9 protein-coding genes are annotated in these 15,453 nt (G+C 69.5%); 3 read left to right on the forward strand and 6 right to left on the reverse strand.

Annotation, left to right across the window (positions count from 1 at the left end; translation table 11 throughout):
• Positions 1-93: 93 nt before the first annotated feature.
• Positions 94-1,005, forward strand: coding sequence for a LysR substrate-binding domain-containing protein (locus ACQF4J_RS10845; RefSeq protein ID WP_351577002.1), 912 nt, complete (start codon positions 94-96; stop codon positions 1,003-1,005).
• Between the two features lie 90 nt (positions 1,006-1,095).
• Here ACQF4J_RS10845 and ACQF4J_RS10850 read toward each other — a convergent pair whose 3' ends face one another.
• Entirely contained in the window at positions 1,096-2,091 is a 996-nt protein-coding gene (locus ACQF4J_RS10850; protein WP_351577005.1) for an Lrp/AsnC family transcriptional regulator, read from the reverse strand.
• A 111-nt stretch (positions 2,092-2,202) separates the two neighbouring features.
• On the opposite strand from ACQF4J_RS10850, the gene ACQF4J_RS10855 reads away from it, so the two are divergent.
• Complete coding sequence (locus ACQF4J_RS10855) at positions 2,203-3,711, forward strand: MFS transporter (protein WP_427165539.1); 1,509 nt, start codon at positions 2,203-2,205, stop codon at positions 3,709-3,711.
• A 232-nt stretch (positions 3,712-3,943) separates the two neighbouring features.
• Positions 3,944-5,770, forward strand: coding sequence for an AMP-dependent synthetase/ligase (locus tag ACQF4J_RS10860; protein ID WP_351805006.1), 1,827 nt, complete (start codon positions 3,944-3,946; stop codon positions 5,768-5,770).
• Here ACQF4J_RS10860 and ACQF4J_RS10865 read toward each other — a convergent pair.
• From ACQF4J_RS10865 to ACQF4J_RS10885, 5 genes are read right to left on the reverse strand one after another with little or no spacing between them, the layout of a single operon-like run.
• Positions 5,767-7,797: a PQQ-dependent sugar dehydrogenase gene (locus ACQF4J_RS10865; protein WP_427165540.1), complete on the reverse strand. Its 2,031-nt coding sequence runs from the start codon at positions 7,795-7,797 to the stop codon at positions 5,767-5,769. The two genes, ACQF4J_RS10860 and ACQF4J_RS10865, sit on opposite strands and share 4 nt — an antisense overlap.
• Positions 7,798-7,808: 11 nt before the next feature.
• The gene (locus ACQF4J_RS10870) at positions 7,809-10,061 is read right to left on the reverse strand and encodes an alpha-galactosidase (RefSeq protein WP_351577022.1); all 2,253 of its coding nucleotides are present in this window, start codon (positions 10,059-10,061) and stop codon (positions 7,809-7,811) included.
• The gene (locus ACQF4J_RS10875) at positions 10,058-13,294 is read right to left on the reverse strand and encodes a glycosyl hydrolase family 28 protein (protein WP_427165541.1); all 3,237 of its coding nucleotides are present in this window, start codon (positions 13,292-13,294) and stop codon (positions 10,058-10,060) included. Before ACQF4J_RS10875 ends, ACQF4J_RS10870 begins: the two co-directional genes overlap by 4 nt.
• A gap of 12 nt (positions 13,295-13,306) precedes the next feature.
• Positions 13,307-14,089: a heparin lyase I family protein gene (locus tag ACQF4J_RS10880; RefSeq protein WP_351577028.1), complete on the reverse strand. Its 783-nt coding sequence runs from the start codon at positions 14,087-14,089 to the stop codon at positions 13,307-13,309.
• A 4-nt stretch (positions 14,090-14,093) separates the two neighbouring features.
• Positions 14,094-15,296, reverse strand: a complete 1,203-nt coding sequence (locus ACQF4J_RS10885; RefSeq protein ID WP_427165542.1) for a glycoside hydrolase family 88/105 protein — start codon at positions 15,294-15,296, stop codon at positions 14,094-14,096.
• Positions 15,297-15,453: the final 157 nt, after the last annotated feature.

Here is a 15,453-nt window from a genome sequence, read left to right on the forward strand (position 1 = left end):
CGCTCCATGGTCCTCCTCCGCGGACCGATCGGGAATCCGTCATACCGCTCTGACTGTCATCGCCATTCGCGATGACCGGCTACCGTGGACCTCATGTACGAGCCCTCCCACCTGCGTACTTTCCTGGCGGTCTCGCAGACCCTGAGCTTCACGCAGGCCGCGCGGCGGCTCGGGCTGCGGCAGTCCACGGTCAGCCAGCACGTGCGCCGTCTCGAGGACGCCACCGGCCGCCGGCTGTTCTCCCGGGACACGCACTCCGTGGAGCTGACCGAGGACGGTGAGGCGATGCTCGGCTTCGCGCGCCGCATCCTGGAGGTGCACGAGCAGGCGACGGCGTTCTTCGGGGGCACGCGGCTGCGCGGCCGGCTCCGCTTCGGTGCCTCGGAGGACTTCGTGCTGACCCGGCTGCCGGAGATCCTGGAGGGCTTCCGCCACGACCACCCCGAGGTGGACCTGGAGCTGACGGTCGAGCTGTCGGGCACCCTGCACGAACAGCTCCAGGCCGGGAAGCTGGACCTGGTGCTGGCGAAGCGGCGCCCCGAGGACCCGCGCGGGGAGCTGGTCTGGCACGACGAGCTGGTCTGGATCGGCGCGGAGCGGCTGCGCCTGGACCCGGACCGGCCGGTCCCGCTGATCGTCTTCCCGCCGCCGGGCATCACCCGCGCCCTCGCCCTGGAGGCCCTGGAGCGGCAGGGCCGGGAATGGCGCATCGCCTGCACCAGCGGCAGCCTCAACGGGCTGATCGCGGCGGCCCGGGCGGGACTCGGCGTGATGGCCCACTCCCGGGGACTGGTCCCGCCGGGCCTAGCCCGCGTACCCGATCGGGCGGGGCTGCCGGAACTGGGCAAGGTCGACTTCGTCCTGGTCCACGGCCGGCGCCGGGCCTCCGCCCAGAGCGCGGCCGACGCCCTGGCGACGGCGATCCTGGCAGCCGGCGACCGCCTGCACCGCCGCTGGGCACCCGCGACGCGGACACAGGTCGGCGGGGCGCAAGCGGCACGGTGAGCCGCGCCGGGAGTGCACAGGCAGGCCCCCGTTGTGCCACGCCCGGCGACCGACCCCGCCGCCGCTGGGGACCCCCCGCGCGGACGCCCGTCAGCGGGTCGGGAGCGGATAGGTGAGCTGTTTGATGCGGCGTAGGAACACGGTCGTCTCCACGTGCTGGACGCCCTCCAGGTGGCCGAGGGGGCCGCTGAGGTAGGTGTACAGGGCGGCGGTGTTCTCCGCCAGCGCGGTCGCGACGATGTTGCAGGGGCCGGCCGTCGCGGAGGCGTGGGCGATCGGACGGTGTCCGGCCAGGGCCTCGCCGACGGAGTGCAGGGCGGCCGGGGCCGCGGTGATCCACAGCATGGCGGCGATCGGGTGGCCGACCACGGTCGGGTCGCACTCCGAGTCGACGTACACCGCCCCCGAGGAGCGCAGCGCGGCGAGGCGGCGCTTGACCGCGGACTCGGACAGGCCGGTGGCGCGCTGCAGTTCGGGGTAGGTGGCGCGGCCGTCGCGTTCCAGGGCGCCCAGGAGGGGCTCGTCCTCGGCGGTGAGGCGGACGGGACCCGGCGCGGGACCGGCGGGCGGACGCAGGGCCTCGGTCTCCTCGGCGGTGAGCGCGCCGAGCTTGCTGATCCAGCCCTGCGCGCCGCCGTAGAACCGGTGCAGCAGCTGGTGGGCGCGGATCTCCACCACGCTGGGGGTGCGCGGGAGCCTGCCGAGCAGCAGGTCGTCGTGGTCGCTCGAGCTGCGCGGGCGGGTCAGGCACAGGACTTCGGTGCCGCCCGAGGCGAGTCCGACCCAGGACGTGTCGGGACGCTTCGCGAGCGCCTCCCCGATGGCCGGGGCGCTGTCCGGCGCGCAGCGCACCCGCAGCATCCACTGGTCCCGGCCCAGCCGGTGGGCGTCCCGCATCACCACGACCCGCAGCCCGGCCTCGGCGCACAGCCGGCGGTAGCGGCGGGCGACGGTCTGGTCGGAGACACCGAGCACCGAGGCGACCTTGCTGAACGGCGCCCGGCCGTCGATCTCCAGCGCGGTCAGCAGGCGCACGTCGAGCCCGTCGAAACCGGGGGACAGCGGTGCGTCGATATTCGTCTCCATGTGGCCCCCTGACGTCGGATTCCGGCGCCAAGCGGCCGGTGGCCGCCGTGATCGGCCGGATCGCCCCATCGTACGGGGACAGACGCAGACATCGCACGAGGAGTTGAGGACATGCGTACTTGGGGGCCACTCACGGCCGTCTGCCTGGGCACGTTCATGCTGTTGCTGGACGTGACCATCGCGGTGGTCGCGCTGCCGGACATGGCGGGCTCGCTGCACGCCTCGCTGAGCGACCTGCAGTGGGTGATGGACGGTTACGCGCTCGCGCTGGCCGCGCTGCTGCTCGGCGTGGGCGCCGCGGCCGACATCCTGGGGCGGCGGCGGGTGCACGTAGCGGGCGTGGTGGTGTTCGCGACGGCGTCGCTGCTGTGCGGCATGGCGGACGGGCCGGGGACGCTGGTCGCGGCGCGCGGGCTGCAGGGCTTCGGCGCGGCGGCGATGCTGGCGACCACGCTGCCGCTGCTCAGCTCGGTGTACCGGGGCAGGCAGCGTTCGGCCGCGCTCGGCGTGTGGGGCGCGGTCAGCGGCGCCGCGGCGGCGGTGGGACCGGTGGTCGGCGGGCTGCTGACCGACGGGCCCGGCTGGCGGTGGATCTTCTACGTCAACCTGCCGGTGAGCGTGGCCGCGGTGTGGCTGACGCTGAGGGTCGTACCCGAGTCGCACGGTTCGCGCGCGCGCCGGGTGGACTGGGCGGGCACGGTGACGTTCGCCGCGTTCGCGGGCTCGCTGACGTACGGCGCGGTGCGGGCGGGGCAACACGGCTGGGGCGAGACGGGCACTCTGCTGACCTTCGCGGCGGCCGTCGCGGCGCTGGTCTGCTTCGTCGTCGTCGAGCGGCGCGGCGCCGACCCGATGCTGGACCTCCGGCTGTTCGCGAAGCCCGCGTTCTCGGGGGTGATGGTCGGCGCGCTCGCCTTCAACGCTGCGGCGTTCGGCCTGATGGCCTACGACTCGATCTGGCTGCAGTCGCTGCTCGGGATGAGTTCGGTGCGCGGCGGCCTGGTCTTCCTGTGGCTGTCGCTGTCCTCCTTCGTGGTGGCGGCGGCCGGCGGCCGGCTGCTGCACGGGGTGCCGGCCCGGATCACCATCGGCGGCGGACTGCTGCTGATCGGCACGGGGCAGTTCTGCACGACCTCGCTGGACGCGCACTCGACGGCGTCCGCGCTGCTGCCGGGGCTGGTGCTGCTGGGTGTCGGTACGGGGCTGGTGGCGCCGGGGCTCGCGGGCGCCGCGCTGGCCGCCGTACCGCAGGACCGGCACGGGATGGCGGGCGGCGCGGTCAACACCTTCCGCCAGCTCGGCCTGGCGCTCGGCATCGCCGTCTACGGGACCGTGCTGACCTCGCGGATGCAGGACACGCTGCCGCACGGCCCGGCCCACGCCCTGGCGGGCGGCGGGGCCGCGGCGCTGCGCGGCGCCTTCTCCGAGCACGCGCTGCGCACGGCGTTCGCCGCGGGCCTGAACTCGGCCGGCGGGGCGGCCGGAGTGACCGCCACGGTGGGCGGGGCGCTGGTGCTCGCCCTGGTCAGGCCGCCACGGGCGACCGGGGCCGCAGTGACGAAATCCGCCCGTGAGACGCTGACGGAGAAGACGGGCGCGCGTCGCGGACAGGGCCGTTGACCTGCGGTCAAGGGCGGTAGTCGGCTCGTACAGATTCCGTGGAGATTACGGGACCGAAACTTACTCAACCGTCAGTTTTCTGTCCGACCCTTCCTGATGTGAGCGCATTTTCCGCCCGACGGGCGGGGTGTACGTGAGGGTTGTTCGGATTCGACCCCCCTCCCGCCCCGTCCGCCGGTGGGGTAGCTTTCACGGCGCTTGCGAAGTCTCGAACAGGGAGCGGGGAGTGGGTTTGCGCGAGTTCACCAGCCCGCCGTTGACGCTGCCGCCGACAGTGGGCGGTCTGGCCGACGTCGTCTTCGAGCGCGCCCTGGCGGACCCGCTGCACATCTCCCTCGGCCGCAAGGACGACGAGGGCCGGTGGCGCGATGTGACGGCGGCCGAGTTCCGGGACGAGGTACTGGCCCTCGCCAAGGGGCTCCTCGCCCGCGGCATCCGGTTCGGCGACCGGGTCGCGATCATGTCCCGCACCCGCTACGAGTGGACCCTGTTCGACTTCGCGCTGTGGACGATCGGCGCCCACGTGGTGCCGGTCTATCCGACGTCCTCGGCCGAGCAGTGCTTCTGGATGCTGTACGACTCCGAGTGCTCGGCGGCGATCGTGGAGCACGAGGACCACGCCATGACGATCGCCAGCGTCATCGACCGGCTGCCGCAGCTGCACCAGCTGTGGCAGCTCGACCTCGGAGCCGTGCAGGAGCTGTACGACGCCGGCGCGCACCTCGACGACGACGTGGTGCACCGCCATCGGCAGGCCGTCACCCCGTCGTCGACCGCGACGATCATCTACACGTCGGGCACCACGGGCCGCCCCAAGGGCTGTGTGATCACGCACAGCAGCTTCATGTGGGAGGCGGACACGGTCGCCGACCGCTGGGAGTCGGTCTTCCACTCCAAGAAGGGCGACGAGGCGGCGACGCTGCTGTTCCTGCCGCTCGCGCACGTCTTCGGCCGCATGGTGGAGGTCGCCGCGATCCGCCGCGGGGTCCGCTTCGGCCACCAGCCGCAGCTGCACGCCGCCGCCCTGCTGCCGGACCTGCAGGCGTTCAAGCCGACGTTCATCCTCGCGGTGCCGTACATCTTCGAGAAGGTCTTCAACGCCTCCCGCCGCAAGGCCGAGAAGGAGGGCAAGGCCGGGCCGTTCGAGAAGGCCGTCGAGATCGCCGTGAAGTACGCGGACGCCGTCGAGGCGAAGGCCTGGGGCATCGGCCCCGGCCCCTCGGCAGGTCTGCGCATGCAGCACCAGCTGTTCGACAAGCTCGTCTACTCCAAGGTGCGCGCGGCGATGGGCGGCCGGATCCGCAACGCCATGTCCGGCGGCTCCGGGATGGACCGCCGGCTCGGCCTGTTCTTCGCAGGCGCGGGCGTGCAGATCTACGAGGGCTACGGCCTGACCGAGTCGACGGCGGCCGCGACCGCGAACCCGCCCGAACGCACCCGTTACGGCACGGTCGGCCGGCCCATCCCGGGCGTCACCGTGCACATCGCGGACGACGGCGAGATCTGGCTGCACGGCCCGAACATCTTCCAGGGCTACCTCAACAATCAGAAGGCCACCGACGAGACCCTGCACGACGGCTGGCTCGCCACTGGCGACCTGGGCTCCCTGGACGAGGACGGCTACCTGACCATCACCGGCCGCAAGAAGGAGATCCTCGTGACCTCCGGCGGCAAGAGCGTCTCCCCGGGGGTGCTGGAGGAGCGGGTCCGGGACCATCCGCTGGTCAGCCAGTGCATCGTCGTGGGCAACGACCGCCCCTACATCGCCGCCCTGGTCACCCTCGACCACGAGGCCGTCGAGCACTGGCTGACGATGCGCGGCAAACCGCGGCTGTCCCCGGCCGAACTGGTGCGCGACGCCGACCTGGAGACGGAGGTGCGGCGCGCGGTGGTCGCCGCCAACACCCTCGTCTCGCAGGCCGAGTCGATCCGCACCTTCCGCATACTGGCCCAGCCGTTCACCGAGGAGCACGGCCTGCTCACCCCGTCGCTGAAGCTGAAGCGCAAGGCGATCGAGAACGCCTACGCCAATGAGGTCGAGGCGCTGTACCGGGCCTAGCCGATGTCGACGCGGAAGAGCTTGTCCGATCCGTCCGGCTGGTTACCGTTGTTGTCGCAGTTGGTGGTGGACAGCCACAACTGGTCCGCGCCCGGCACCTTGGTGACGGTGCGCAGCCGACCGTAGGTGCCGACGTAGTACGCGGTCGGCGTGCCCACGCTCTCGTTGTCGCCGTTGATCGGGATCCGCCACAGCCGTTCGCCGCGCAGGGACGCCATGTAGACGACGTTGCGGACGATGGCGATCCCGCTCGGCGATGCCTCGGAGACGTTCCAGGTGGCCTTGGGGTTGGTCATCCCGGACACGCTGCAGGTGCCCTCGCAGGTCGGCCAGCCGTAGTTGGCGCCGGGCTTGATCAGATTCAGCTCGTCCTTGGAGCTGTTGCCGAACTCGGCCTCCCACAGACGGCCGTTGCGGTCGAAGGCGAGGCCCTGCGGGTTGCGGTGGCCGAGGCTGTAGACGTAGTTGCCGAACGGGTTGCCGGGAGCCGGCTTGCCGTCGCTCGTCATGCGCAGGATCTTGCCGTTGAGGGAGTTCTTGTCCTGCGCCAGGTCGGGCGTCTGGGCCTCGCCGGTGGAGACGTAGAGATACCCGTCGGGACCGAAGAGGAGCCGTCCGCCGTTGTGGTAGCGGTTCTTCTTGATGCCCTGGAGCAGGACCTTGTAGTCGCTGAGGGTCGTGCCGTCGTACGTCATGCGGACCACCCGGTTGCCCTCGGAGGCGGTGTGCATGAAGTAGACGTAGTGGTCGGTCGCCCACTTGGGGTCGACGGCGACGCCGAGCAGTCCGCCCTCGCCGTTGGTGGTGACGGCGTTCGGGACGGTGCCGACCTGGGTCTTCGTGCCGTCCTTGGTGACCTTCCAGACCTTGAAGGCGTCCCGCTCGGTGACCAGGGCGGTCTTGCCGTCGGGCATCCAGTAGGTGCCCCAGGGGATGGTCCAGCCGCTGGAGAGCGTCGCGATCGAGGACGGGACGCCGCCGTCGGTCGCGCACGCCTTCGTGGTGAAGGTGACCGTGTTGCCGGCCTCGGAGACGTTGCCGGCCGCGTCCCGGGCCACGACGTTCAGGCTGTACGGGCTGTTGCAGGCGAGCCCGGTGAGCGTGGTCGAGGTGCCGCTGGTGACCGTGTCGTAGACGGTGGTGTCGCTGCGCACGTCGTAGGCGACGACCGCCTTGTCGTCGGTCGAGGCACCCCACTTCAGATCTGCGCTGTTGGCGGTGATGTTGCTCGCGGACAGCGTGCCCGGCTTGCTCGGCGGGGTGGTGTCGGAGCTGGGCTTGGTGGTGCAGTCGACGACCGGGCTCGCGGGCGAGGTGTTGCCGGCCGCGTCGCGGGCGATCACCGTGAGGTTGTAGTCCGTGTTCGGGGTGAGCCCGGTCAGTGCCTTCGAGGTCGAACTCCCCGGCGCCTCACTGATCTTGTTGCCGTGCTCGTAGATGTCGTACGCGCTGACGCCCACGTTGTCCGTGGACGCGCCCCAGGCCAGGGTCAGCGTGTCCGCTCCGACGTCGGAGCAGCTGGGCTGTCCGGGGCGGGTCGGGGCCTGGGTGTCGGCGGCCGCGTCGAGGCTGACGCGGTCGAGGTTGGGTCCGCCGGCGGCGGTGGTGGCTGTCGCCCGGATCTTGTCGGTGCCCGCGGTCAGCGGCACGTCGAGGGTCTTGGTGACCCAGGTGTTCCAGTCGGCGGTGGCCGGGAAGGAGACGCCGGAGGCGACGACCGTGCCGTTGACGGAGATGTCCATCGGCCGGTCGGTGGAGGTGCCGTTGGCGTAGCGCAGGGTGAGGGCGGAGGTGCCGGCGGAGGCCGCGCTCACCGTGAACTCCACATAGGAACCCTTGACGTTGGTGTAGTCGACGAAGCCGGTGCCGGTGTACCCCGTGTGGTTGGTGGCGACGGTGCCCTGCGAGATCCGGGCGTCCTCGGCCTGGTAGTCGGTGGCGGCCAGCGCGGTGCCCTGGCCGAGACCGGCGAGCGGCAGCGCCAGGGCCGCCGCGACGCCGTACGGCAGAACTCTTCTGATGTTCACGGATGTTCCCCTCAGCCCGTGTACTGGGTGAAGACCTTGAGGTAGTCGTACGGCTGCTGCGTCACGCCGCTGCAGGCGTCGCCGTCGGTGCCGGAGCCGCAGGCCCGGTCGCGGTTGACGGCCCAGTAGGTGAGCCGGCCGATGTGGTGCTGCTGGGCGTAGGCGAGCATGGTCTTGAAGTCGGCCACCCGCACGCGCTCACCGGAGTCGTCGGTCTTGCCGTTCATCGACGACAGCCCGATGTGGGCGTAGGCGGTGGCGTCGCTGTAGCCGTATGCCGACTTCACCTGGGCCTTGAGGCCTTCCATGGCCTTGGTGGTGAGGCTGCCCATGTTGGTCGTGCCGCCGCCGAAGTCGAACGGCATGACGCACCAGACGTCGTTCGCCAGACCGGAGTCGGCGGCCCGCTTGATCATGTCGACGCCGGTGGAGTCGGGGCCGGAGGAGGTGGTGCCGAAGGTGATGACGGTCTTCAGGCCCGGGTTGTTCGCCTTCACCGTCTTCAGCGCGTCGACCACCCGCTGCCGCACGGCCGCGTTGGACCACTCGGTGTTCTCGATGTCGATGTCGAGAGCCTTCAGCTTGTAGGCGTTGATCACCTTCTGGTAGGCACCGGCGAGCGCGGAGGCGCTGGAGCACTTCTCGCCGAGCTTGTTCCCGCTCCAGCCGCCGACGGAGACGACGACGTCACCGCCCGCCGCTCTGATCGCGTTGATCGTGGACTGGTCGCTGCCTCCGGTCAGCGGGCGGGAGCCGTCCCACTTCGGGTTGCAGGTGCCGTCGGAGAGGATGAAGGCGAGGGTGAACCACTTGACGCCGGTCGCGGACATCACGGACGTGGGGTTCTGGGGGTTGCCCCAACCGAGGTACTCGTAGGGGGCCACGGCGAATCCGGGTGAAGCGGCCGCCGTCTTGGCGGAGTTGGCGGGCTTGACCCGGATGAGCCTGGTCTCGCCGGGACGCAGGGTCGCGCTGTAGGACTTCGCGATCACGCCCTTGTGCGATCCGGACCAGAGGTCGGTCACGTCACCCGAGCCGCTGAAGCCCACCTGCGACCAGTTCACGCTGACGTTGGCGTTGCCCGAGGTCCCGGTGTTGAACAGCGCCACGACGTACTGCCCGTCGCTCTCCTTCTTGCTCCAGACCTGCTGCACACCGCTGTTGACGATCCGCTCGGCCGCGACCCCGTCCTGGTCGACGCCGATCAACCGGTCGTTGGTGAGCATCGCCTTGTCGACGGGGTCGAGTTGGGTGAGGTCGGTGCCGAGGAGCAGCGGGGCCGCCGCCATCGACCACAGCGTGAAGTGCGAACGGCGCTGGTCGGCCGTCAGGCCCACCTGGTCGCCGTTGCCGATCTCCAGCGAGTCCAGGTCGTTCCAGCCACCGGGCCCGGCATACGGCTGCCAGGAGGCGGCCGAGTCGAAGCGTTTGGAGACGTGGGACCAGTCGGTCAGCGGATAGCCGCTGCCGTTGCTCCCCGGCCCGCAGTAGCACTCCACGTCACCCTGGGTGCGCCAACTGTTCGCCGATTCGCGCCAGGTGGAGGCGTTCGCGATCGGCAGGTTGTTGGAGAGCGCGAAGTTGATGGGCCGCCCGCTCGCCCGCAGCGCCCTGTCCCACGCCTGGACGTCGGGGATGTCTGCGCTGCCCACTCCGTCGATCTTCAGGTAGTCGACTCCCCAGGACGCGAACTGCTTGGCCCAGGAGTTCACGAACTCCTGCGCGCCGGGCTTGGAGTAGTCGATGTAGTACATGTTCTTGCAGTTGTAGTTCTTCTCGGTCCTGGACGTGTCCGCGATGTCCTTCGCGTGGTACGAGGTCCCCTCGATCGGCGTGTTCTTGGTGACGGCGTTCTTCGCGATGCCGGGAGTGACGTAGAAGCCGAACTTCAGCCCCTTGGAGTGGACGTAGTCCGCCAGCCCCTTGATGCCGTCCGGGAATTTGGCGGTGTCGACGGCCCAGCGGCCGTAGCCGTCGACGACGAAGCCGTTGCTGTCGCACTTCTGCCAGAAGTCGTCGAGGTTGACGTGAACGAAGCCGTGGTCCTTCAGACCACTGGAGACCAGCGCGTCGGCCTGCGCCTTGATCTTCGCCTCGGTCGGCGTGCGGCGCACGAAGCTCCAGCTGGACCAGCCCATGGCGGGCCGTACGGACTGGCCGTTGTCGGAGGCGGCCGCCGGGTGGGCGGTGACGCCCGTCAGCGGCACGGCGGCCGCCACGAGCACCCCGGCCACCGCGGCCGTGAGCGATCTGACACGGATCATGACTGTCCCCCGTTCGCGGGTGTGGCGTACGACGTGCCGATCCACGCCTCGTCGACCCGCAGTCGCTTGTAGCGGGTGGTGTCGCTGGAGGCGGCCCAGGTGGTGTCGACCTCGAGCCGGACATAGCGGGCATTGGCGGCGGTCAGGTCGATGCCCTGGATGCCGCGGCGGCTCGGCAGCTGGCCGGTCTTGACCACGCTCCAGGTCGAGCCGTTGTTGCTGAGGAACACCTTGTAGTCCTTGATGCGGGCCGACTGCTCCGTGTCCGAGCGTGCGTAGGCGACGGAGTCCTCGCGCTGGTTGAGCCCGATGTACTGCACCTTCTTGGCCGAGCCGAGGTCGAAGGTGAGGTTCACCGGCAGGGTCTTGTTGCTGTCCCAGTAGGTGAGGTGGTCGCGGTCACCCGCCGCCGACGCGGCGTGTCCGTCGGCGGAGGCGCTCGCGCTCACCTTGACGCCGGTGAGGATGCCCTGGCGGCCGGCGGTGGTGACCTTGAAGACGGTGTCGTACGGGTCCCAGTCGCCGAGCCCGGTCAGGGTCAGCACACCGCCCGACTGCGACCACGAAACCGGCTTGCCGGTACGGAGGTTGGTGACGGAGGCGATGCGGTAGCCGTTGTCCCGGACACGCAGGGTGCTGGTGCCGGGCGGGGTCAGGACGTGGACGTACTGCCGGTTCGGGTCGTCCTTGGCGATGGTCGTCACACCGTACGCGCCGTCGTTCCAGGCACCGGGCTTGAGACCGCCGTACATGTAGCCGCCGCCCTCGGTGCCGTGCAGGGACTCCCAGATGGGGTCGAGGTAGGAGTCGGCGAAGGTGTTGAAGGAGGCCTGGTTCGACGGGAACTTGCCGTTGACCTGGGCGGTCTCGGCCATGAGCGCCTTGACCGAGGAGCCGGCGTTGGTGATGAGGCGGCCGAGGGTGAGCGCGCGGTCGACGGAGGGGTTGGAGCCGTCGTACCACCACGCACCGGTCGAGGGCAGCTTGAAGTCGGCCTCGGTCAGGCGGGGTTGGGCGGTGTAGACGGCCTGCGGGTAGTCGTAGGCCGGGGTCATGCCCGCCTTCTGCTCATTGCTGATCATGTCCATGATCGGCGTGTCTTCGTTGTTGTTGCTGAGCGTGTAGTTCGGGCGCTTGTCGTAGATCTGCTGGTAGAGGTTGTGGCTCTCCCAGTAGGAGTTGTCGTTGTCGATCCAGAAGCCGCCGAGGTCGGGGTAGCGGTCCATGACCTCGAAGAAATTGTCGTAACTGAACTGCCCGAAGCCGTCGTTGGTGGTCAGGTCGACGTTCTTGCCCTTGTAGGCGGAGTAGGCGGCCGAGTCGAGCCACTCGTGGCCGCCCTCGTCGTGCCACTGGGGGTCGTTCGTCATGTAGAGGATGACCTTCATGCCCTTGGCCTCGGCGGCGGTGATCAGCTCGCCGAGGAAGTCCCGCTTGGTGGAGCAGGACCCGGGGATCTTGGACGGCCAGGGGCGGGCGTAGCCGAGGCGGCTGTGGAAGGTGGCGAGGACGAGGTACTGGGTGTGCAGCTTCTGCGCCTCGTTCACCCAGTAGTCAGGGCTCCAGCCCCCGCTCGTGACGTCGTTCTCCCAGGCGGTGCAGTTGGTGTGGGCCGGTGCGGTGCGCAGGCCCCAGTGCAGGAACAGACCGCCGACGGAGGCGCGGAGGAAGTCCTGGCGGGGATTCTCCAGGTCGAGCGGCTTCACCGCCGTACTACTGCCGCAGTCCTGGCTTCCCGAGACGCGCAGGGCGCCGCCGGAGGTGTTGTGACTGTCCGTCAGGCAGCCGCCGGTGACGTCCTGGAAGCCTACGTCGAAGGGAGAGTTGCTGCCCTTCTGCGCGGTGAACCGGGTGAGCCGGACACCGCTGGCCGCGTTGGCGATGAACGCGGGCCGGCCGTCGTTCGAGGCGAACTTGACCGAGCTGTCCGTGAACTGCACGTTGTCGGCGTTGTGCAGGTACCAGCCGTAGGCCGGCCGGGTGCCGATACTCTTCGGGTTGTAGTCGGTCGAGTCGTTGCTGGGCACGCCCGTGGACATGGTGCCGTTGCCGCCGGGGACCGTGATGTTGACGTCGGTGAAGGTCACGCCGTTGATGCGGTGCCCGGACTCGCCCCACAGGGTCGGGCTGAAGGACGGGCTGTTGCCGGTCGCGGTGATGTCGTCGTACGTGACGTCGCTGATCGATCCGACACCGGGACTGTTGCCGCAGCGTTTGCGGGTGCCGATCTTCTGCATGATCGGCGAGTGGACGTTCGTCATTGTGATGTCGCGGTAGTGGACGTCGGAGATCTTCGAGCCGTCCATCGAGACCATGCCGAGGCCGGACTTGTCGGCGCCGTCGATACGGATGTTCTCGAACTGGTAGTCCGAGAAGTCGCCGCAGGTCTCGGAGCCGAACATCAGGGCGTTGCAGCACTTGGCCCCGAGGGTCGAATCGCTCACCCGCACATGCCCGTTGGGCAGCTTGGCGCCGAGCGCGTAGTCGCTCTTGAACACCAGCGCGTCGTCGTTGGCGTGGATGGTGGCGTTGGTGATCGTGGCGTGGGTGGTGGAGATGACGTTCCAGCCGTCGCGGTCGCTCGCGGTGTCGATGGTCAGGTGGTCGGAGGTCACGTTGGTGCAGCCGTTGACGAGGGCCGCGAAGTGGCCGCCGCGGCGCAGCGTGAGACCGTCACCGATTCTGAGCCCGTCGCACAGGGTCAGTGAGATGATCTTGTCTGCCTCGCCGGACTTGGGGTTGCCGGTGATCAGGTTGCCCGCGCCGTCGATGACTCCCTGGCCGACGAAGCCGATGTCGGTCAGCTTGTCGCCGTAGATCATCGCGTCGTGGAAGTGGCTGTGCCCGTAGTCCTGGTAGGCGTCGTAGGGGTTGGACTCGGCCTTGTCGTAGGTGTCGGCACCGGAGCCCTGGAGAGTGGCGCCCTTGTCGAGCTGGAGCGTCACATGGCTCTTCATGTGCAGGGTGTTCTTGGACTTGTAGGTGCCGGCGGGGAAGCGGACGGTGCCGCCGCCGGCCGCGTTGGCCGCCGTGATCGCCTTGTCGATGGCCGGGCTGTCGTTGGTGGAGCCGTCTCCCTCGGCGCCGTAGTCGCGCACGTCGTACTCCGCGGCCGCGCTCGGGGCGGTGTGCGGGGAGGCGAGGGCCGCGGGGTGGGTGAGGCCGAGGACGACGGCCACCACGAAGAGGATGACGGCCGACGCTCGGCGGCCCGCACCGGTGGGGGGTTTCATGGTGACGGCTCCTCACCCGAGTTGGTAGCCGCGGAGGTTGGTGAGCAGGAGGTAGGTGTCCTGCAGGGAGCCGGAGGTGTCGCCTAGGGAGCGGTAGATGCCCCACTTCGGGCGGACACGGTCGGCGAGGAAGGTGTCGACGCCGGTCTTCGACACGTCGATCACGGTGGAGCCGCCCGACTTGAGGATCCAGCGGACGGAGCCCGCCGAACCGTTGCCGACCTTGATCTGGAAGTCGACGTCGGTCCACTTGTCGTGCAGCGGGTCGAGGTCGGCACGGCCGACGATGACGCCCTCGGTGGCGAGGTTCAGCTCGATGGTCTGTCTGCCGTTCACCCGGCGCAGCGACTGCGTGACGATCGGGGAGGTGCCGGTGCCGGGCTGCTTCATCTGCATGATGTGCGTGAAGGTGGTGGTCGCCTTCAGCGAGCTCGGGATGAACATCGAGTAGGTGACCCGCCAGGTCTGGCCCTCGTTCCATTTCAGGTAGCCGCTGGAGCTCGTGCGCAGGCCCGTGACCTCCTGGCGCTGGCGGTCGGTCGAGGTGTCGCGGTCCACCGTGTGCATGTTGAAGCGCCAGTTGTCGCCGGTGGCGAAGATGTGCGGATGCCCCGCGGGGTGCGAGTCGGCGCGGTCGTCCTCGATGGTCTCGAAGGCGCCCAGGCCGTCACCCCTCGCCGTTGGCGCCCACTTCTGCTGCCAGGAGGCGGCGTGGGCGGTGGCGGGCAGCCCGATGGCCGCCCCGGCCGCGCCCGCGACCGCCGCGCCCAGCAGTGCCCTTCTGGACGTGCTCATGACACTAATCACCTCGCAGTTGTTCGTTCATGATCAGGAAGGCGCCCAGGCCGTGGAAGTCGTCGGTGGCCCGGGTCCGGCCGACGTAGTACGCGTAGTCGCCGACATTGGTGCCCACGGAGATGTCGGCGAGCTCGGTGCGGCCGTCGGGGCCGACCGAGAGCTTCGCCAGCACGCCCTGGTAGCCGCGGCGCGCGACGGCGGCGTAGTGCTGGTCGAGGTAACCCTGCTGGGCGCCACGGGAGAGGGCATAGGTGAACATGCTGGAACAGGAGGTCTCGGTCCAGTCGTCGGACCGGTTGCCCTTGTCCATCACCTGGAACCAGCGTCCGGTCGCCGGATCCTGGTGGTTCTCCAGCCCGGCGGCCAACCTGCGGAATATGGAGAGCAGTTGAGGACGCCTGGGCTGATTCGCCGGGATGGCGTCCAGGACGTTCACGATCGCCATGGAGTACCAGCCGACGGCTCGGCACCAGTGCTCGGGGGCGAGCCCGGTCCGCGGATCGGCCCAACTCGCGCTCTTGGACTCGTCGTAGGCGTGCCTGAGCAGTCCGTTCGCGACCTGCAGATGACTGCCGTAGACGTACAGCTGCCTGGCCGCCTCGTCGTCGGTGTACGCGCTGTCGCCGAACTCCCTGCCGTACTCGACGAGGAACGGGTTCACCATGTAGACCCCGTCCGACCACAGCTGGTGGGCACGACTGGAGGTGTCCGCGTGCCAGAAGCCGCCGTCGCTCGTCCGCGGGTAGGTGTTCAGGCGGTCGCGGATCTTCTTGGCGGCCCTGCGGTAGCGCTCCTGGCCCGTCTCGTGGTGCAAGATCACCAGCAGGCGGCCGGCCTGCATGCTGTCGAGGCTGTCGAAGGACTGGCCGATGGAGCCGTCGCTCCTCACGAACCGGTCGACGTAGTCCTTGATGTACGCGAGATAGCGGGCGTCATGGGTGCGTTCGTAGGTGAGGTACTGACCGTAGAGGTACAGGCCGACCGGATAGGACCAGCCGCCGATGGTGGACGGGGTGTAACGGGCCATGGTCGAGTCCACGACGGACACCGACCAGTCCGGGGCGGCGGCCCGGCGGTGCGCGGCGGCGGTCGCCGGGGTTCCGGGCAGAGCCCCCGGCGGGGGCGCGGCCGCGGGCAGGGCGGTCAGTGCCGCGGTGGCGAGGGTGAGGGTCGGCAGTACCGTTCGCAGGCGACGGCGTCTCATGTTTCTCCCTCTCATGGGCCGGGAGACGCGGAAACATCGGAGGAAAGGCGATCGAACCGTTCACGTACATGTATCAAGTTCATCGGCTCGTTCGATGCGCGACCCAGAGTGGCGGCAGGGACGCTACAGCGTCAATGGTCCGGACCGCAGAGGTCGG

The sequence above is a fragment of the Streptomyces sp. C1-1 genome (genome assembly GCF_050214755.1).
Taxonomy (GTDB): Bacteria; Actinomycetota; Actinomycetes; order Streptomycetales; family Streptomycetaceae; genus Streptomyces.